This is a genomic window from Virgibacillus sp. Bac330, assembly GCF_003667845.1.
GTDB lineage: Bacteria > Bacillota > Bacilli > Bacillales > Amphibacillaceae > Virgibacillus > Virgibacillus chiguensis.
This window is the reverse complement of sequence record NZ_CP033048.1, coordinates 2,435,748-2,455,573: the sequence shown is the minus strand read 5'-3', so window position 1 is coordinate 2,455,573 and position 19,826 is coordinate 2,435,748. Positions and strand designations below refer to the sequence as shown.

The following is a 19,826-nucleotide window of genomic DNA, read 5'->3' as shown; positions in this document are numbered from 1 at the left end:
ATCTCTTTATAAGATATAAACCACTGCTACTAGCCCTTGATAGAAATCAAGGGTTTTTTGCATGTATAATTTATCTTTATTGATTCGTTCGATTCGCTACGTTGCTAAAACTGGCGCTCGGCCTTCGCTCATATATTATAAGAATCGTATCATTCAAGATATGATAAAGCTTAGACATACTATACAAATAGATATAATCTTGCAATTATTCGAAATGATTTGTTATACTAAAATTACAATTAATTGAAAACGCTTTCTTAAAAGGGAGGAGAAAGTTTGATGAGGTATGCTAATCCAAATACGGAAAATGCTGTAGTTCATTTTAGGGAAAAATATGATAATTTTATAGGAGGAGAATACATTCCGCCAGCTAATGGAAATTATTTTGAAAATGCAAGTCCGGTAACTGGAGAAGTATTTTGTCAGATAGCAAGGTCGACAAAGGATGATGTAGAAGCTGCATTAGATGCCGCGCATGAGGCGAAAAAGATATGGAGTCAAACCTCAGTAACGGAAAGATCATTGTTGCTTCATAAAATCGCTGACCGAATGGAAGAGAACATGGAAAAGTTAGCTGTTGCAGAAACTTGGGATAATGGAAAGGCAGTCCGTGAACCGTTAGCTGCAGATATACCACTTGCTATCGATCATTTTCGTTATTTTGCAGGTGTGATTCGAGCGCAGGAAGGCGGAGTTAGTCAAATTGATAAAGATACGGTCGCTTATCATTTCCATGAACCTTTAGGAGTAGTAGGACAAATTATTCCTTGGAACTTCCCGTTATTAATGGCTACATGGAAATTAGCTCCTGCACTAGCTGCTGGAAACTGTGTTGTTTTAAAACCAGCTGAACAAACGCCAGCTTCTATTCATGTATGGCTTGATCTAGTGAAAGACTTAATTCCTGCAGGTGTTGTGAACGTGATTAATGGATTTGGTGTTGAAGCAGGTAAACCGCTAGCTTCAAATAGTAGAATTTCAAAAGTAGCCTTTACAGGGGAAACAACTACCGGACGATTAATTATGCAATATGCGTCGGAAAATATCATTCCTGTAACATTGGAGCTTGGTGGTAAATCTCCAAACATATTCTTTGCAGATGTAATGGATCGGGATGATGGTTTTTTAGAAAAAGCAGTCGAAGGGTTTACGATGTTTGCGTTAAATCAAGGAGAAGTATGTACATGTCCATCTAGAGCATTAATTGAAGAAACGATATATGATGAATTTATGGAGCGTGCTATAGATAGGGTCAAACAAATTAAGTTAGGGCATCCATTGGATACTACTACGATGATGGGTGCACAAGCATCTCAAGAACAAATGGAGAAAATCCAATCTTATTTAAATATAGGTAAGCAAGAGGGCGCAGAGGTTTTAATTGGTGGAAATGTACAAAAAGCTGATGACCCTGATTTGAAAAATGGCTATTATGTGGAGCCAACTATTTTTAAAGGGAATAATAAAATGCGCATTTTTCAAGAAGAGATATTTGGACCAGTTCTGTCAGTAACAACTTTTAAAGATAAAGAAGAAGCACTTACGGTTGCAAATGATACATTGTATGGACTAGGTGCAGGGGTCTGGACGAGAAATATGAATACCGCTTACCGTTTTGGTCGAAATATAGAGGCTGGTCGCATATGGACAAATTGTTATCATCAATACCCTGCACATGCAGCATTTGGCGGATACAAAAAGTCTGGTATTGGTAGGGAGAACCATTTAATGATGCTTAGCCACTATCAGCAAACGAAAAACTTGCTAATAAGCTATAGCGAAAGGCCGGCAGGATTATTTTAATGCAATAAAAAGTGGAAATGTTCTGTACTTCAAATGCGCCAAAAAGACCAATTTCACGATAAGAAATCGACAATAAACTATATTGTTTTAATAGGAGATGGGGAAATGGAGAGTGCTTTTAGAGCTCTATAGACTTTTTGTTAAAAGGGGGATCATATGGTAGAACGGGTAACAGCGACGAAAGAAGCACTTCAATTGTTAGAAAAGTTGAAACGTGAACATGGCGAATTAATGTTTCATCAGTCTGGAGGCTGCTGTGATGGAAGCTCACCAATGTGCTACCCTCTCCATGAGTTTCGTGTCGGTGATGCGGATGTGTTATTGGGGAGTATTGCTGGGGTGCCATTTTATATATCAAAGGATCAATATGAATATTGGAAGCATACACAGCTTATTATAGATGCAGTTAATGGCAGGGGAGGCATGTTCTCCCTAGAAGGGCCTGAAGGGAAGCGTTTTTTAACGAGATCTAGAGTTTTTACGGAACAAGAACAATTAACTTTAGAACAATAAGAAAAGGATACGCATATTCCCATGTGCGTATCCTTCTTCATACCAAGCGCTATTTCTCATGAATGGTAGTCAAAGTACGTTAACAGTTATTCTTTCATTTTATGGAGTATTTCTACTGCCTTTTCTGTAGAAAGACCACTATTGCCTTTTGTTTCTTCAATCATAATAGAAACAATAATGTCTTCATCGTCTGTAGGATAACCAACAAACCAACCGTTTTCCTGACCGTCACTATCACTAGTTAATTTTAACTCAGCCGTCCCCGTTTTACCCGAAACAGGGAATTTAGCATTTTTTGCAGAACGCTTTGCTGTTCCATCTACAACAACATCTCGCAGTGCTTCTTTGATTATGTCCGCTTGCTTTGGTGTAATTAATTTATCTTTCCACACTTGTGCCTTCTCTTCACTTGTTAATAAAGTTGGTTTTAGCATGTTCCCGTCATTTAAAAATGCTGTATAAGCTGTAGCTAGGTGTAACGAGCTCATTTCTACTTCGCCTTGACCATAGCTTGTATTTGCTAGTAGCACTTCATCATCTAGCTTTTCTGAAGTGGATATAGAAGATGCTGTAATCGGGTATTCAAATGGGAAATCCGTACCTAAGCCGAATGCTTTCAGTCCTTCAACGTAAGCTTTTGCACCCATATCGACAGCTTGCATGGCGAAATAGATATTATCAGATCGAACGATAGCATCATGTAGGTCAACAGGGCCGTTTGATTCGGATACACGTGTTACCTCATAATCTCCCCAGCCTTCTCCGTTACTCCAAGTAAGACCACTTATTTTTAACCCCTCTTTTGGATCAATCGTTCCATTTTTCATTCCAATTGCCCCAGTAATTGGTTTAATTACCGATCCAGGAGCATAGGTGGAAGAAAAACGATTTAAGAGTGGATTTTCTTTGTCCTCTTCTAGTTTTTTCCAAATATTTGCTGTTGATCCATATAATATCTCATTTGGATCAAAAGAAGGGCTGGATACTAAGCCAAGCGTTTCCCCTGTTTTTGCATCTATGACAGAGGTTGTAGACTTATCGCCATCTAGTGTGTTATAGATTTTCTCCTGCGCATTTATGTCGATGGTTAGCTTTACATTCTCGCCATCTTTGGCCTCTTTTTCTGTGAGAATCGTCTCTTCTCCATCATTTATAACTTTAACAGTACTCCCTTTTATGCCGCGTAGCTGTTTTTCATATAATTTTTCTAATCCTCTTTTACCAATAGTATCTTGTGCAGAGTAATTATTTTCCTTCTGTTTTTTTAACTCTTCTGCAGTTACTTGTCCGATATAACCGACGAGTGCTCCGGTAGCTGCTCCCCCTGGATAGATTCGTCCTGTCGTTTCTTGCCTAGTAATACCATTGATAGCAACAAGCTCATTCCAGAGCGCTTCATCCTCTTTCGTAATTTTTGCTATTGGCACAAATAAATTTGGCTCTACCCAACTGGCATTCAGTTTTTCGTCAATTGATTCAATAGATAGTCCAAGTAGTTGGGCGATTTTTTTCTTGTTTTGTTCTGCATCTTCCCCAAGGTTCTTAGGTACAATTCCTATTTCATAAATGGTATCATTCATCGCAAGAGGCATATCATTGCGATCACGAATCTCGCCTCGAGCAGGTGTTGTAGAATCAATCCGGAGCTCACCGCTATCTTTCATTTCTGGGAAAATAAAACCAGTGTCCCAATCTACATACCAGTTTTCTTTATCCTTATCCTCTTGCTTGATTAGATTTGCTTCGTAATCAAAAGATATAGGACCTGCTGTTGTTTTCATGCTTACGGAAAAAGGAATGGATACTTTTCCATCTTTCATCGCTTTTTCACTTTCTTTATCACTCAATGGTTCTGCTTCAATTTTTAAATCAGAAACATTTAAATCCTGATAAATTTTTTTATAACGATCGACGAATTGTTCTGTTGGATAATTTTCTTTAGCTGATTTGCTTAACATGGCATACATTTTATCGAATTCTTTCTCGTTCCAATGATTGATATAATTGGAAAAGCGATCGCTTGGTGTTGCGTTATCGTCAGAACAGGCAGTTATAGCTCCTACTAACAATATGATTGCGATAACAATTAATTTTCTCATAGTAACCTCCCTTTATTTTAAATTAGCAAAGTAACATGGACGTACAGTTCTTTCATGTTATTTTATTACAAACTATTTCGCATCCATATGCGTTTTAATCTCAGACTGTACACGACTGAACTCCGAGTCAGGGACAACATAAAACCAAACCCCACCAATCATTTGACCGTTCCCTTTCATTTCTATCGTGGATATGTTATTTCTCGTGTTTCGATAGTTGCTGAATAACGTCTGCATATCATCCATGTCCAAATTCGTCTTGACATTATCCCCGAGTATGGTAAGTATTTCTCCAAACTTAGTAATGCTTGAAAAGCTAGCTCCTTTATTAATAGCAGCCATGATTACTGCGCGCTGTCGTTCATTACGACCTAAGTCACCTCTGGGATCATTTTTTCGCATCCGTATGTAGTCTAATGCTTGTTCTCCGTTTAATTGCACGTCACCTTTTGGAAATTTAGAACCCCCTTGAGAAAAAGCGGTCTTATTCGTGACGGTCACTCCACCTAATGCATCAATCCCTTGTTTAAAACCTTCCATGTTGACACTGGCATAGTAATGTACTGGAATATTAAAGTTTTCCTCCACGGTTTGGACGGATAGTTCTACATCTCCGAACGCATATGCGTGATTAATTTTATCTTTTCCTCTACCAGGAATGTTGACATATGTATCACGGGGGATACTTATCATTTTCATTGCATTCGTTTTTGGATTAAGCGATAAAAGGATCATCGTATCCGATCTTCCTTTATCCCCGCTTCGTTCATCGACTCCGAGCAGTAAAACGTTCACAGCTTTTGTATCTTTAAAGATAGCTTCGAGTTCTTTTTGTCGTTCTGGATCATTGTCACGTGAAAGTGGGTTATGCATCGTGTCAACTGTGTTATCAATTTGATTCCAAATGTAAAAAATAGTTGCTCCTACAATTAACAGAATGGCTATGAAGATGCCACCTAGCCATAGCGGCCATTTCCGTTTCTTTTTGCTTTTCTCCATTCTCGTACTCAATAAATTCACTCCTATATCATTATTCTTGTTAAGTTAGCTATATTCCTTATGGGGAAACGAATTTTTAACAATGTATAAAGTATAAAAAATGTGCCGTTTATAAAAAAGTAAACTATATTGATTTAGAGATAACTAAAGTATTTCTAAAGATAATTATAAAGCCACCTTAATCTAACTTGGGCTTAACTACAGCCAGTTTGAACATGCGCTTATTTGAAAGTGTTTTTCTAAGATAATAGAAGGCTGTTAGTGTTATTTGTTCATATTTTACACCTTATTGCATTTGTCTAGATGCAAACTATAAAACCAATTACGGTTTGATTATATCGAAATTAGTCGTATTCGTCTATTTTTCCTCTCCTTTCAATTTTGTAAGCAAGTGCATATACCTGTAGATAAAGTATTCGTTTTGTACCAGAAGGAAATAATATAAAAAAATTTTTCGGGAAAATCGAACTATCACCAAAGATTATGGCGCATGCTTCTCCTTCGTTTTTACTTGTACTTCGCTGTTTTTATTCAGAGGGAATCCCAATTTTATTTTAGTGACATATAATATAGTGCCTAAAATATTTGGCGCACCTTTACTAAGAAACGTAAAAATTTCCCCGCCAGTTTTAGCAATAGGCCAAGTTTTTCTTATTTTAAAATAAGAGCGGGACGGAGGATTGCATTTTTAACACAAAATGAGCTACTTCAACCAACGCTAAAAGTAAGTAAGTAATAAGGATTCAACTTTATGTATATTCCTAATTATGAAAAAAATAGCGAAATCATTGTATAACTGTGTAAAGTTTAGTAGAATTTATAGTGATTTGGTAAAAAATTATAAAATTATTGAAGCTTCATGTCAATGATTCATTTACACAAAATGGAAGTTTAGAGGTGGGAAATGAATGGGTGAGCAGGAAAAGTATAAAAATTTATTAAAAAAGGTTATTCAAGAAACAGAGAATCAAAATATAAACTCTTCACAAGAAATGGTGAACATGCTTGTTAAAGAATTAAGGAGTATTACGTTAACAAGTTCAGTGGCACCTAAATCTTAAAACTAAGAAGTAGTATTTCAATATCTGGGATGCTACTTCTTCATATGTTATTAGCATTATATTTTTGAGGAATTTATGGTATAAATTATGTTGATAGCAAAAATTTGTCAGCAAATCGCAAAGTGATAACTGATTATAAAAAATGTGAAGGATAACACAAGTTGTGTTATTATGGTGCTTCATGCAAGAAATGATGTTTTTAATAGATAATGGTGATTTTGCTTTAATGCAGAATACATATTTTACGTCAAAGGAAGGAAGCGACCTGAAATGGATAAAACTTTGCCTATGTTCATTAAAAACGCTACTATATTCACAGAAACGACAATCATCAAAGATGGCAGTTTGCTTTTAGATGGAGGGAAAATTAGTTCTGTTCACCAACATGGTGATTTTCCATCTTGTTTACCTGAAGCAACACAAGTGATAGATGCAAATGGTTTATCTGTAATCCCAGGCTTTATTGATGGACATATTCATGGTGCGAATGGTTCAGATGTGATGGATGCTACGGAAGCAGCTATAGATACGATGAGTAAAACGCTTCCCAAAGAGGGGACGACTAGTTATTTAGCGACAACGATTACACAGTCTCCTGAACAAACGGAAGCGGCTTTAAGAAATATACGTGATTACGTCAATAAAATTGGTCAAGCAGAAGTTGTTGGGGTGCATTTGGAGGGGCCATTTATTGAAAAGAAAAAAGCGGGTGCTCAGCCATTACAATACATTAAAGATCCCGACATAGACGTATTCAACCGCTGGCAGGAACTATCTGGAAACAAAATAAAAACGATTACAATGGCTCCAGAGCTTGATTCGAATGGAGCGTTTATAAAAAAATTAGCTGCTGATGGGGTCAATGTGTCTGCAGGTCATACGAATGCTACCTTTTCTATGATGCAACAAGCTGTAAAGCATGGGGTTAAGCAAGTTACACATCTTTGTAATGCTATGAACGGTATTCATCACCGTGATATTGGCACAGTTGGTGCAGCAATGCAACTAAAAGAGATACGTGCGGAACTCATTGCAGATGGTATTCATGTTGTACCAGAAATGCTGCAACTTATTTATCAAAACATTGGTAGTAAGCGACTACTTTTAATTACAGATGCGATGCGGGCAAAATGTTTACCTGCTGGTGAGTATGAGTTAGGTGGACAGCCCGTACATGTTTCTACAGATAGAGCAGTATTAGAAAATGGTACTTTAGCGGGAAGCATTTTAAAGATGCAGGAAGGTGCGCAAAACATGTTGCGTTTAACAGAAGCTTCCATGCATAACATTATTGAAATGACTGCTGTAAATCCTGCCAAACAAATAAACATATATGATCGAAAAGGTAGTATCGCACCAGGAAAAGATGCCGATGTTCTCATTGTGGATGAACAGCTAGATATAAAGTATACATTTTGCAGAGGGAAAATAGCATTTAAAGGAGATAGAGAAAATGGAATTAATGAAGGTTCGTAATTATGAAGAGTTAAGTGAACGTGTCGGAGAAATGGTTATTGAAAAAGTAAATGCGCTTGAAAAACCAGTACTAGGTTTGGCAACAGGATCTACTCCGGAAGGCTTATATGAGTATTTAATTAACCAATATAAAGCGGAAAAAGTATCATTTGAACATGTTGTTACTTTTAATCTTGATGAATATGTAGGCTTAGAAAAAGAAGATATTAATAGCTATAACTACTATATGAATGAAAAACTATTTAAACATATTGGTATACCAGCTCATCAAACATACTTGCCAAATGGTAATGCACTTGATCTTAACGAAGAAGCTATAAATTATGAAAAACGTATTAAACAGGCAGGTAATATAGATTTGCAAATTCTTGGTCTAGGTTTAAATGGGCATATTGGTTTTAATGAACCAGGAACTCCGTTCACAAGCAGAACGCATATTGTGCAACTGGATGAGTCTACGCGTCAAGCAAATGCACGTTTTTTTATATCGCTTGATGAAGTACCTACGCAAGCAATAACAATGGGAATTGAAACCATTATGGAGAGTGAGCAAATTGTATTGCTTGTCTCAGGGGAAGGCAAAGCGGGAGCATTGAAACGAGTAGTAAATGGTGAAGTAAGTGAAGAATTTCCGGCTTCCATATTGCAAAAGCATAATAATGTTATTATTATAGCAGATGAAGCGGCGTGTAAGTTACTTTAATAAAGGGCTCACTATGAAGCAGTAGTAAGCGAATGTTTGAAGCTGGAGAGGAATAAAACAAGAGTCAAGGTAATGTTCATCTCCGAAGAAGTGAGTCTTAATTAGAAAAATTTTCAAGGGAACTCTTTTGAAAGAAGAGCTCCCTTGAAATGGTAAGAAGGATAATTATCAGCTTTTATACGTCTATTTCAAGGTAAGTCGTATCTGTTTTGTTTATTCTTGCTTGATCATTGGTTAATTCAACTATAAAAGCTTCAAAATCTGCTTCTGCTCCTACTTCGACATAAACATGGTATGTGACTTGATCTGTGTATTCTGTTTTGTGTAAAATGTATTCCGCTTGTCGTAGAGCATGTTCTAATTTACCAGATAATCCATAATCCGCAGTCACCGTATACCCTTGCATGCGCTGGCGCTTAACCACTCCAGTTGTTTTAATTGCTTGTGAAGTTGTGCTCCCATATGCTCGAATGAGACCACCTGCTCCAAGCTTAATACCTCCAAAATAACGTGTGACAACAACTGCAGTATCTTTCAATTTTTGTTTCTTCAGTACTTCTAGAATAGGCACTCCTGCTGTTCCGCTAGGTTCTCCGTCATCATTCGCTTTTTGAATTTGGTCGTGCTCCCCTATTATATAAGCAGAGCAGTTGTGTGTTGCATCATGATGTTTTTTCTTTATTTCTTGAATGAATTTTTGCGCATCTTCTTCCGTTTCAACTCTTTTAACATATCCGATAAACCGAGATTTTTGTATTACAATTTCGTCTTGTCCTTTTCGTTTTACAGTATAATAACGATCGAGCAATTTCCATTTCCTCCTTGGTATTTGCGTGTTAAAATAAGATAGATTCGTTTCGTAAACCGTTGGATTATAGTGCTAACAAACAGTGTATATTCTCGCGTTTTCTAGTATTAATACTTGCAATCAAACAGATTAACGATAAAATTATATAACCTACAACAAAGGTTTTATAGGTAGAAAAAGGGATATACATCATAAAGTGAATCTTTCATTCACAAGATTTTCTTTTATAGGCTATGGAAAAAAACGGCTTTACAAAAAATGTATAAACATGTCCTTTTATCCCGGGTATAAAGTGCTGTAAGGCACCCATTTCAAGCATTAAAAGATGCTAGCTGACCAAGCCTAAGTGGGTGATAACAGCCACTTTGTTCTATGATAAGAAAGTGTAAAATTTGATGCTATGGTATAACCAAATATACGAGTGGGCCCCGCCCGGCTCCATCATCCAACAACTAGGCGACTTCAGTCCATTGCCTTACGGTACGTCATCATCGGTCCGTTCTAAATAGGAAGGCCGACTAAAGACGGGCTTGCTGAAGGACGCGGCATACTCCTGTTGCAGGAGCGTGATTTCTAAAACTTTAGTTAATTCGTTCCAGTCGCTACGTTGCTAAACGGGCGCCCCGAGCCTTTGTTCATCTAAAAAATCAGTGGGGGTTAAAGAAACACCACACGGATTGAAGCTTCACTTTATAGTAACTAAAAGTAGGAATAGAGATTCGGTTATATTTATAAATTGAGTACAAAGATGCATTTTACGTCTATCTTATGTATGCTAAAAGACCCTATAAAAAGTTGGACAGTTTGCGTATAATTATAACATAGGTTGGTGGGAAATGATGGCGCAAAGAATTAGCGATCGAGTTTTAGATTATATTATTCATGAGATGATTGAAGTAGTGCAAAATAGTAAAGATGAAATTTTTAGTATTAGTGAAGAAGCAAGAAAAGAGCATGAACATCTTGTGAAAGAGTTGCAAGATACAAAAATAAGGGTAGCACAACATATTAATGATGGTGACGATTTGGAACAAAAAGTTCGCTTTTCTCGTAGGAGACTAGCTGAAGTGAGTAAGCATTTCGATAGATACACGGAAGCCGAGATAAGAGAAGTATATGAAAAGACACATGCTATGCAGACTAAACTAGCCATGTTGCGTCAGGAAGAAAGTGTACTGCGTGAAAAAAGAGATGATTTAGAGAGAAGATTAGTTTCTCTTGCACAAACCATTGAACGGGCTGAAGGGTTAGCTGGTAAAATATCTGTGGTTCTTAATTATTTACATGATGACTTTAAACAAGTAAATGAAATGCTTGAAGAAGCAAAAGAAAAGCAGGAGTTTGGCTTAAAAATTATTGAAGCCCAGGAAGAAGAACGACGGAAAATTTCCAGGGAAATTCATGATGGACCGGCACAAATGCTCGCGAATATTTTATTGCGATCTGAACTGGTAGAGCGTACTTTTCTTAACCAAGACGTAGATCAAGCGCTGGTAGAAATCAAAAGTGTGCGTGAGATGATACGAACCTCCTTATACGAAGTAAGAAGAATTATTTATGACCTCCGTCCGATGGCTTTGGATGATTTAGGTTTAATTCCTACCATGAAAAAATATATCTCTACCACCGCAGACTATAATAATTTGAAAATTGAATTTCATGCATTTGGAGAAAAAAAGCGATTGCATCAAAAATATGAAATTGCTGTTTTTCGATTAGTACAAGAAGCTTTACAAAATGCTGTAAAACACGCAGAAGCTTCTTTAATTCAAGTGAAATTGGACATAGGAAAAAGTGATTTAACGATGGTAATTAAAGATAATGGGGTAGGGTTTGACCCTTCTTTAAAAAAAGATAAATCATTTGGATTAATTGGTATGAGGGAGAGAGTGGAGATGCTTGAAGGTGAAATGAATATCTCTTCAAGTATAGGAAAAGGAACAACTATTTACATAAAGGTTCCTTATACGTCTGTATAACGGTATAATAAAATAGAAGGCTCTAAAATTCCGATATGAAACAGAAGTTTTTTTCTAATGAAGATATTAACAAACCTGAACTTGAAGAAGCTTATTCATCGTAGGTACGTCTAGATATAGATAATATTTGATTCTATCATAAGGAATTCCAGGGGAAAGAAATTTATTTTTGATGCAGGAGGAACTATTATAATGACTGAGGAAAGAAAAATACGTATTGTTTTAATAGACGACCATAAATTATTTCGTGAAGGCGTAAAAAGAATATTGGATTTTGAATCGGCATTTGAAGTAGTGGCAGAAGGTGATGACGGTTCAATGGCTGCCAAACTTGTAAAGGAAAATAATCCAGATGTCGTGTTAATGGATATTAATATGCCAAATATGAATGGAGTTCAGGCAACCAAGGATCTTGTCCGTTATTTTCCAAATACAAGCGTCATTATTTTATCTATCCATGATGATGAGAGCTATGTTACCCACGCTCTAAAAACTGGGGCACAAGGTTACTTATTGAAAGAAATGGATTCAGAGGCATTGATCGAAGCGATTAAGGTTGTCAGTGATGGCGGTTCTTATCTGCATCCAAAAGTGACACATAACTTAGTGATGGAGTATCGTAGACTAGCAAAAGACAATCTATCTTCATTAGCGGAAAATGGTATAGAGTATAGGCAACCACTCCATTTACTAACAAAAAGAGAGTGCCAGGTATTACAATTATTGGCAGATGGTAAAAGCAATCGAGCTGTAGCTGAAACACTTTATATTAGTGAAAAGACTGTAAAAAACCATGTAAGCAATATTCTACAAAAAATGAATGTAAATGATAGAACGCAGGCTGTTGTTGCTGCTATCCGTAAAGGGTGGGTAGAAGTGATTTAGTAAGCACTCGACTGCTTCTACTTATTCGTAAATGAAACTACCATTTACAACAAGGCAAATTGTAGCTAATCAAACTATAAAAAGGAGCTGTCGCAAAATGCATAAAATGCATTTGCTGACAGCTCCCTCTTTTTTTTTGCACTATAGGAAGTAGTTATGAGATTTTCCATCCCATGAAGGGAGTCTGCAGTGTATATAGTGAGAGCGATACCGTTAGCTAGGTACAGAAAAACACGAAAAGTGTAGGATTTTTCCGTAGCGCCCACTAGCCATATTCCGTTTACATGTATGTCGAAATAATTATTGGTTTAAAAATGCATAAAACTGTGCATAAATAGAGTGCTGGAAATGTAGCGGTTGTAATTATGTTTAGAAAACTTGAGGCATACGCATACTTCCTTTATTTAAAACATGCATTTTTTATTAATTTCATGTAGAATATAGTAGGATTGTTGTACTAGTATATAAAAGCAAAGACTATATAAAGAGGAGAAGGTTTGCATGAAAGTTGCTGTAATGACAGACAGCACGGCCTATATACCCAAAGAAATACGGAATAAATTTAATATACATATGGTGCCATTAAGTGTCCAGTTTACGGATACTTCTTTTCAGGAAGAAATTGATATTACAACGGAAGAGTTTTATCAAAAATTAAAGGAAACGAACGAACTGCCAAAAACTTCACAGCCTTCGATCGGTTATATAACAAATGTTTTAGAGGATTTGGCTAAAGAATATGATGCGGTTGTTTCCGTCCATCTTTCTAGTGGTATTAGTGGTACATATCAGGCGGTAGTAAGTGCTGGTGAAATGGTAGACGGAATTGAAGTTTATGCATATGATTCGGAAATTAGTTGTATGGCGCAAGGTTTTTATGTATTAGAAGCAGTAGATATGGTGCAAAAAGGAAAACAGCCTAAGCAAATTATCCGTCGATTCGATGAGATGAAGCAAACGATGCGTGGATATTTTATGGTAGACGATTTGAGTAATCTACATCGTGGAGGACGTCTTAATGGGGCACAGGCCATTTTAGGTAGTGTGCTACAAGTAAAGCCAATTCTTCATTTTGTAGATAAAATAATCGTGCCATACGAAAAAATTCGTACCAAGAAAAAAGCGCTACAGCGGATACTTGATATGCTGGAAAAAGATGCTTCTGAAGGTGGGGCAATCAAGGTAGCCTTTGTTCATGCAAATAATGAAGTTGACGCTCTTGATTTGGAACAACGATTTTTAAAAAAATACCCTGACGCTGAAACGACGATCAGTTATTTTGGACCTGTTATTGGCACACATCTTGGAGAAGGTGCATTGGGTGTGACATGGTATAAGCAGAAATAGCATTTGTTACACGCTATGATAGTATAAAATTCTTAAGTAAAAAAAGCCTCTTTACAAAGGAGGCTCTTTTCAGTATTGTTAGCTAACGGATTCCTTAGCATTACTATTTTGATAATGCATTTGTTTTCTCATAGATTTAAATCGAATATAGAACACAATCATAGAAAGTAATGTGAAAATACTAAAATATAGGAATAGCACGCCAACACTCTCCCATGTATTGGAGGTTATGCCTAAAGTTATAATACTTAGGTAACTTTCAAGCGAATACGTGAACGGTAAGAAGGTACTCATTTGACGTAATCCTTCTGGGAGCATATCAATTGGTAAAGATGATCCGGTGGTGGGCAATTGCAGGATAACGAATGCCAATGCTATAAATCTCCCAACATTTCCAGCTGCACTTACTAAGAATAAAATAATCATTAAGAAAGTTAAACTTACCATGATAGACAACAAGACGAAAGAAACACCACTTTGTACATCTAAATTTAGGAATACGAGTGTGTATAAAGATAGGATTAATGCTTGTAGAATAGCAAGCATTATTAGCTTTATTGCTTTGCCAGTAAACCAAGCTGTTGCTGATGGGGGAATAATAACAGGATTGCGATATTTAACTGCAAAGGACATAATTAAAATACCAACATAAAGCGCTAATGTTAAAATGTATGGAGCGTTTGAATCACGGTAAAAAGGAAAACTATTCATTACTTCTCCATCTAAAACAACAGGTTCCGCAAACATGGAAATATTTTCTTCGGCAAGGTTTAAATTGTTCGTTTGCGTAGCGCCTCCCTCTAAACCTGCTTGTAATTCTTCACTTCCATCCGATAATTCTGCTAGGCCCCCGTCTACTTGTGTAACCCCGTCGGTTAATGTTTCCCAGCCTTCTTCTACAGTTTGATTTCCTGCGCGTACTTGACTAGAACCATCTTCCAGTTCTATTGCACCAGCAGACAATTCTTGCCACCCACTCTCTACTGTTTTGTTTCCATCGCGTACTTGTCTGGAGCCATTATGCAATTGTTTCGTACCAGCTGTAAGTTCACTCCACCCACTTTTTACAGTTAGATTACCGTCTTTAATTTGCTTGGTTCCTTCCTGTAGTGTAGCTACGTTTGTCTGTAACTCTTTCCATCCTGTTTCTACGGTTTTATTCCCAGCTGCTACTTCATTCGCTCCTTCTTCTAGTTCGATTATACCGTTTTGAAATTGCTGTTGACCTTCTACAAGTTGCTCAAGACCGTTGTTCAAATCGGTCACACCCGCACTCAACTCATTTTTTATGCCGTCTCGTAATTGATTTGCTCCGGTAACAAGCTTCTGAAAATCTTTTTGTTTTTGTGGACTTGTTTTTAAATTTTCATTTAATTGAGCCATAATGATGTTGTATAAAGCATTATCTTCTAGCCCGTCAACACTGTTGGGTAATTCTTGCAGCGCTGTTTGTAAGCTTTGCATGGATTGAATGGTATCGTGAACACCTGCTTGGGCTTGTTGGACACCTGTCGCTAATTGTTCGCTTCCGGGGATAATCCTTTCACTAAGACCATTTTTTAGTTGTGTTGTTCCAACTTTTGCTTGTTTTGCGCCTGACAATAAATTTGTGGAACCAGTGTGCAGTTCGTTCGCTCCATCTGCTAATTCGGAAGCCCCATTCGATAGACGAGTAATATCAGCTGATTTTTCTTGTAAAGCGTTCATTAACTGTATCGTTCCTTCATGTACCTGTGAAGAGCCATCAGCTAATTTTGTGACATCATTTGTTTTATTTTGTAAGTTGCTTAAAAGTGTGCCTGTTCCTATATTTAATTCTCGCGCACCGTTAGCAAGACTTGTTATATCTTTCTGTTTATAAACTAGCGATTCTTTCATCGTTTGGGACCCATCTTCTAATTGTTGAGCTCCATCTGCTAATCGTTTGATATCGGAGGATTTTTCATTTAAAGAATCGAGAATTTGCTCAGACCCATTTTTTAGTTCATTAGACCCATGATTGATTTGTTTCGCCCCATCTGAGGCCTCTGTAAATCCACCTGATACTTCTTTTAATTGAGAGACTACATTTTCTACATATGTTGTGGTTATTTGTGTAGATAACTGCGTTTTTATTGATTCAGCAGCTTTATCAGTAACTTGTGCTGCCATGAAGTGTAGCCCTTCATTTTGCGTGTATTGTAATGTAGGTCTAATTGGCTCTTCATCCAGAACGGTCAAGGCTTTTGTTGAGAAGTCTTCTGGCACTTCAATCATCATATAATATTTCATATTATCCATGCCTTTTTTCGCTTCTTTGGACGATACAAACTCCCAGCCTAGCAATTCGTTTTCCTTCAAGCTAGCCATTAAACTATCGCCGATGTTTAGACGCTCACCATCTGACATCGCACCTTGGTCATTGTTTACTACTGCTACTGGTAAGTTATTCGTATTGTCATAAGGCCCCCATTTTGGTGACAACATAATCATTGCATATAGAAGTGGGACGAATATAGCTAAAGAGACGGTAAGAATTACATGTTTATTTTGGAAAATACGTTTTATTTCTGCGGAAATATAACCTGATTTTCCCATATCATATCCTCCTTTGAATTATCTTGTTGGCTTCTAGGTGTTGTTCAAATGCTTGTAAGCCGGCACTTCCTTTGTACAGTGGGCAGTGTGGAATTTTAAAGTATGTAGAAGTTTCCTCCAATAAGGGTTGACGGCAAGCCAAATTTTCTAAAAAACATGAATTAAGTATAGATTTTGATGTAAGATGTGTCGTTGTGATTTTCTATCTATTTACTCGATAGATTATAAGTTTAGGAAATTGACTTTAGTACCACTTTCTAAAAAGGCAATGAAAATCAATACAGATTTTCACTGCCAACTTCCATGTTTAATTAAAAATATACTTTCTAAACAAAGGTATGGAAGCGCCTGCAGCTAGAAGCATTGCACCAATTAATAATGTGAACGGTATGTTCGTTGCTGTATTTGGAAGCACTGCGCCACTACCAGGTTTATTGTCATTATTTCCTGCACCTAAATTATTTTCTTCTGGGTTTTCATCATCGTCTGGCTTTTCACCGTCATCAGTTTTTTCACCATTACCCGGTTTTTCGCCATCATCCTGTTGTTCATTATCACCTGGCTTTTTACCGTCACTAGGTTTTTCACCATCACTCGGCTTTTCATCATTGCCCGGCTTTGCACCGTCACTAGGTTTTTCATCATCGCCCGGATTTTCATCGTCACTCGGCTTTTCATCGTCATCTGGTTCTGCAGCTTCTACATATACAGTCCGAGTAGCTGTCGCTTGATTTCCAGCCTTATCTTCTACTGTATATGTAATGTTGTATTCCCCTGGTTTTTCAGTATTCACATCACCAGAAACTATGACTTGCTTAGTTAGGTCCCCATCTATTTCATCTTTAGCCATGACTCCTGGATCGTTGTATGTTTCACCCACTTTTATACTCATTGGGTTATCACCCTTTAACGTAATAACTGGTGCTTGATTATCCAGCTTTTCTTCCACTTTTACTGTTGTAAACAGTGTATCTTCTGGAGGCGTACAAGTGACAGGTAGATCAATTGGTGTCGTGCCTAATTTTGCATAAATTTCTGCTTCTATTTCACCTACATGAATGTTTACATCATTCTCACCTGCATTGAAACTTGTATCATTGCCACTAATTTGAAAGGAAATCTGGGTATCGTTGGGATCAAATGGGGTCTCGGGAATAGCCGCTCCTTCCGAACCAAACACATTCACTGTTTCATTTGACGATGTTAGGTCCAATTGGTTTACATGACCGTTAAATGGGTTAATAAATCCCTTTAATGGTTCGATTTGTCCGGTTAAGTCTACACCAATCGTAGTTTGTATATTAGAAACAGAAAACTCCTGATTGGCTTGTACTTTGTTTGGTACTGTGGCAGTTGGTGTAACGTTCATATTAATAGCGATCTCACCAAAAGAAGTATTGGCTGTACATACATAATTAAATGATTTTGTCGTTTCTTGAGCATGAGCCGTCTTCAACCCACCACTATAGAAAAACACAATAAAAATACTCAACAATACCATGATTAATTTTTTTGGGAATTTATGAATGAGAATCTCCTCCTTCTTCATTTATAATGCTTTCCTAAATGCGTTTTTTGGTATCACGCTCCTTTCAACGATGTTTGCATCATGTTGTAAACCTTTTCATTTTTTGTTAATATAAATTCAGTTATAGTACAGAAATGGAAAATCATATCTGTTATACTGAAAGTTGTTAATGTAACTGTAGATTCTTTTTGTTGTTTAATCAATTCCGAAAATTGTAGCATTTCAAAAAACAGAGCAGTACTACACCCTATAATTGTAGGATTGTCGTCTGGTTATGAATGAATAATCATTCATAAAAGGGGTTGGTGAGGTAATTGTTATTAACTTTTATCTAAAAAAGAAAAGGGGCGAAAGAAATGCGGTTAGACCAATATATGGATACTTTTTTTCAGTATGGTTTACGTTTATTAAGAGAAAACCAAAAACAAATTGAGTATCATTGGAAACAAGTTTCAGGGTATTTTGAAAGTGGTGAAACGAAGTTAGCAAAAATCCCTATTTCATTACAAATGCTTTCAAATTTAATCTTTGATTCTCAATATGATAAAGAAGCTTTATTAATTAAAATAAACGAAGTTGGGAAGAGAGAATCTGTAAGTCAACCCATGAACCAATTTGTTATTACTTTAATGGAAATTGCTGTCCATAGGGTAGTTAAACGGAAGTCAAAATATGATTATAGTGATCTGCAAGCCATTCAATATGTGTTTATGAAGATGCGGGACCATATGCTTAAAGATAAACATGATTTTCTATTTACTATAGATGATTTTCTTGATCAACTTGTAAATTCGGAACAATTTCCAATTGATTGGTTAGCAGTCGTGGAAAAAAATGAACAAGTATTTTACATCAGCAAATGGTTTCAGAGTAATAAACAATCGAACCGTCCATCTCATGATTTTAAAGCTAGCACCTTTTTTAATTTAACAGAAGAATTATTAAAAAGTATGCCATATTCCAATAACAAAAATACAATTACCATACCCTATAAGTATAGTACACTTTTAATATGTATAGATAGAAAAGGAGCTGGCTATACGATTCCTTTTATAAACTATATACTGCAATTATTTGAAAACAGTTCAAGGAGATTAAAGGTGCCTTGTCAAGAACAGCAATGGAAGGACTCTGTTATTATGTTTTATGAATCCATTATTCAAGCAAAAACATTTGATGAATCTGTGAAATTAGTTACACAAGGCTTCGTTAATTATTTACCTTTTGAAAGATGTGGTGTTTTTTCCTATTCATCAGATGATAGAGTGGGAAGTGGCTTGTTAGGTCATCAATTTGATAATAAAGCAATTCAAGAAATAATAGAGGATGTACGAAATCTTCCTTTGATTGACAAAGGAATGAAGTTATTGCAGCTGTTTGGAGAAGGGATGAAATATCTGCAGCCTCTTTTCATTACGGATGCAAAGGAAAGCTTTCCTATTGAATACATTAATAAATTTCAATTGAAGTCTATTGTTGTAGCTCCGCTGTATCAACCTTCAAATAATAGACTTATAGGTGCAGCTATTCTTGATCAAGGGCCTTATAGCCAATTTTCTATCTCTCAAGACGCATATACGGCTTTACTTAAATTTGGACAAAGTGCAGGAGAAGTGATTGGAAAGTTCGAAAAAAAACCGCTTATAGATAAACGCTCATTCTGCTTAACTGTGAGAGAAGTTGAAGTTTTAGCACTGATGGCAGAAGGAGAGTCAACGAGTAGTGCGGCTGATAAATTACATCTAAGCGAGTATACAGTCCGTGATTATATGACGGCAATTATGCGGAAAATGGGGGTAAAAAACAGGACAGAGGCGGTTGCTTATGCAATTAGAAAAGGTATCATGTGAACTGCTCTCTCCACATACCACCCTAACTTGAAGCTGGCATAATGAATTCGATCATTTACTGTTGGGTTGTGCTTTGAAGAAAAATGAACATAGTCATTTCAATGTTATATTATGAGACTGATTATACCAAATGTCAGAGAAAAGAACCTTAAAGCTATCGTCCAACCGAAATTCACTCCCCCTTACCATTGAGCTCAG

General features: G+C 36.6%; 14 protein-coding genes. 9 read left to right on the top strand and 5 right to left on the bottom strand.

All coding sequences use genetic code 11. The features are described from left to right. The first annotated feature begins 279 nt into the window (after positions 1–279). Together D9780_RS11475 and D9780_RS11470 are read left to right on the top strand one after the other, a co-directional pair. Complete coding sequence (locus D9780_RS11475) at positions 280–1,803, top strand: acetaldehyde dehydrogenase ExaC (RefSeq protein ID WP_121640166.1); 1,524 nt, start codon at positions 280–282, stop codon at positions 1,801–1,803. 156 nt (positions 1,804–1,959) lie between these two features. Then, positions 1,960–2,316 carry a DUF779 domain-containing protein gene (locus D9780_RS11470; protein WP_073007665.1) on the top strand — a complete coding sequence of 119 codons (357 nt, stop codon included), beginning with the start codon at positions 1,960–1,962 and terminating at the stop codon, positions 2,314–2,316. An 86-nt stretch (positions 2,317–2,402) separates the two neighbouring features. Here the strand turns inward: D9780_RS11470 and D9780_RS11465 are convergent, their stop codons facing one another. Together D9780_RS11465 and D9780_RS11460 are read right to left on the bottom strand one after the other, a co-directional pair. Beyond that, entirely contained in the window at positions 2,403–4,415 is a 2,013-nt protein-coding gene (locus D9780_RS11465; protein ID WP_121640165.1) for a penicillin-binding transpeptidase domain-containing protein, read from the bottom strand. A 72-nt stretch (positions 4,416–4,487) separates the two neighbouring features. Continuing rightward, positions 4,488–5,435, bottom strand: a complete 948-nt coding sequence (locus D9780_RS11460; RefSeq protein ID WP_342068349.1) for an LCP family glycopolymer transferase — start codon at positions 5,433–5,435, stop codon at positions 4,488–4,490. 887 nt (positions 5,436–6,322) lie between these two features. On the opposite strand from D9780_RS11460, the gene D9780_RS21110 reads away from it, so the two are divergent. The 3 genes from D9780_RS21110 to nagB all read left to right on the top strand — a co-directional run bounded on the left by D9780_RS21110 (position 6,323) and on the right by nagB (position 8,654). Further along, a complete protein-coding gene (locus D9780_RS21110; protein ID WP_162985848.1) occupies positions 6,323–6,475 on the top strand; it encodes a hypothetical protein in 153 nt (50 codons plus the stop codon). Positions 6,476–6,745: 270 nt separating this feature from the next. Beyond that, a complete protein-coding gene (nagA, locus tag D9780_RS11455) occupies positions 6,746–7,951 on the top strand; it encodes an N-acetylglucosamine-6-phosphate deacetylase (protein ID WP_121640164.1) in 1,206 nt (401 codons plus the stop codon). Next, entirely contained in the window at positions 7,929–8,654 is a 726-nt protein-coding gene (nagB, locus tag D9780_RS11450; protein ID WP_121640163.1) for a glucosamine-6-phosphate deaminase, read from the top strand. Before nagA ends, nagB begins: the two co-directional genes overlap by 23 nt. A gap of 175 nt (positions 8,655–8,829) precedes the next feature. On the opposite strand, the gene D9780_RS11445 is transcribed toward nagB, so the two are convergent. Further along, entirely contained in the window at positions 8,830–9,462 is a 633-nt protein-coding gene (locus D9780_RS11445) for a YigZ family protein (RefSeq protein WP_073007656.1), read from the bottom strand. Between the two features lie 839 nt (positions 9,463–10,301). On the opposite strand from D9780_RS11445, the gene D9780_RS11440 reads away from it, so the two are divergent. The 3 genes from D9780_RS11440 to D9780_RS11430 all read left to right on the top strand — a co-directional run bounded on the left by D9780_RS11440 (position 10,302) and on the right by D9780_RS11430 (position 13,673). Next, a complete protein-coding gene (locus D9780_RS11440) occupies positions 10,302–11,441 on the top strand; it encodes a sensor histidine kinase (protein ID WP_073007653.1) in 1,140 nt (379 codons plus the stop codon). Between the two features lie 192 nt (positions 11,442–11,633). Beyond that, complete coding sequence (locus D9780_RS11435) at positions 11,634–12,326, top strand: response regulator (protein WP_073007650.1); 693 nt, start codon at positions 11,634–11,636, stop codon at positions 12,324–12,326. A gap of 501 nt (positions 12,327–12,827) precedes the next feature. Then, entirely contained in the window at positions 12,828–13,673 is an 846-nt protein-coding gene (locus D9780_RS11430; protein WP_121640162.1) for a DegV family protein, read from the top strand. Between the two features lie 78 nt (positions 13,674–13,751). Here the strand turns inward: D9780_RS11430 and D9780_RS11425 are convergent, their stop codons facing one another. Together D9780_RS11425 and D9780_RS11420 are read right to left on the bottom strand one after the other, a co-directional pair. Beyond that, the gene (locus D9780_RS11425) at positions 13,752–16,250 is read right to left on the bottom strand and encodes a YhgE/Pip domain-containing protein (protein ID WP_121640161.1); all 2,499 of its coding nucleotides are present in this window, start codon (positions 16,248–16,250) and stop codon (positions 13,752–13,754) included. A gap of 307 nt (positions 16,251–16,557) precedes the next feature. After that, positions 16,558–17,799 (bottom strand): DUF5011 domain-containing protein, encoded by a 1,242-nt coding sequence (locus D9780_RS11420; protein WP_121640160.1) that lies wholly within the window; start codon positions 17,797–17,799, stop codon positions 16,558–16,560. Positions 17,800–18,134: 335 nt separating this feature from the next. Between D9780_RS11420 and D9780_RS11415 the strand changes: the two genes are divergently transcribed. Beyond that, positions 18,135–19,628, top strand: coding sequence for a helix-turn-helix transcriptional regulator (locus D9780_RS11415; protein ID WP_121640159.1), 1,494 nt, complete (start codon positions 18,135–18,137; stop codon positions 19,626–19,628). Positions 19,629–19,826: the final 198 nt, after the last annotated feature.

What these genes read in the sequence shown, in the direction of transcription:
- D9780_RS11465 (WP_121640165.1), bottom strand. Translation starts at nt 4,415, where the DNA reads ATGAGAAAATTAATTGTTATCGCAATCATATTGTTAGTAGGAGCTATA.
- D9780_RS11425 (WP_121640161.1), bottom strand. Translation starts at nt 16,250, where the DNA reads ATGGGAAAATCAGGTTATATTTCCGCAGAAATAAAACGTATTTTCCAA.
- D9780_RS11475 (WP_121640166.1), top strand. Translation starts at nt 280, where the DNA reads ATGAGGTATGCTAATCCAAATACGGAAAATGCTGTAGTTCATTTTAGG.
- D9780_RS11470 (WP_073007665.1), top strand. Translation starts at nt 1,960, where the DNA reads ATGGTAGAACGGGTAACAGCGACGAAAGAAGCACTTCAATTGTTAGAA.
- D9780_RS11415 (WP_121640159.1), top strand. Translation starts at nt 18,135, where the DNA reads ATGCGGTTAGACCAATATATGGATACTTTTTTTCAGTATGGTTTACGT.
- D9780_RS11430 (WP_121640162.1), top strand. Translation starts at nt 12,828, where the DNA reads ATGAAAGTTGCTGTAATGACAGACAGCACGGCCTATATACCCAAAGAA.
- nagB (WP_121640163.1), top strand. Translation starts at nt 7,929, where the DNA reads ATGGAATTAATGAAGGTTCGTAATTATGAAGAGTTAAGTGAACGTGTC.
- D9780_RS11420 (WP_121640160.1), bottom strand. Translation starts at nt 17,799, where the DNA reads ATGAAGAAGGAGGAGATTCTCATTCATAAATTCCCAAAAAAATTAATC.
- D9780_RS11435 (WP_073007650.1), top strand. Translation starts at nt 11,634, where the DNA reads ATGACTGAGGAAAGAAAAATACGTATTGTTTTAATAGACGACCATAAA.
- D9780_RS21110 (WP_162985848.1), top strand. Translation starts at nt 6,323, where the DNA reads ATGGGTGAGCAGGAAAAGTATAAAAATTTATTAAAAAAGGTTATTCAA.
- D9780_RS11440 (WP_073007653.1), top strand. Translation starts at nt 10,302, where the DNA reads ATGGCGCAAAGAATTAGCGATCGAGTTTTAGATTATATTATTCATGAG.
- nagA (WP_121640164.1), top strand. Translation starts at nt 6,746, where the DNA reads ATGGATAAAACTTTGCCTATGTTCATTAAAAACGCTACTATATTCACA.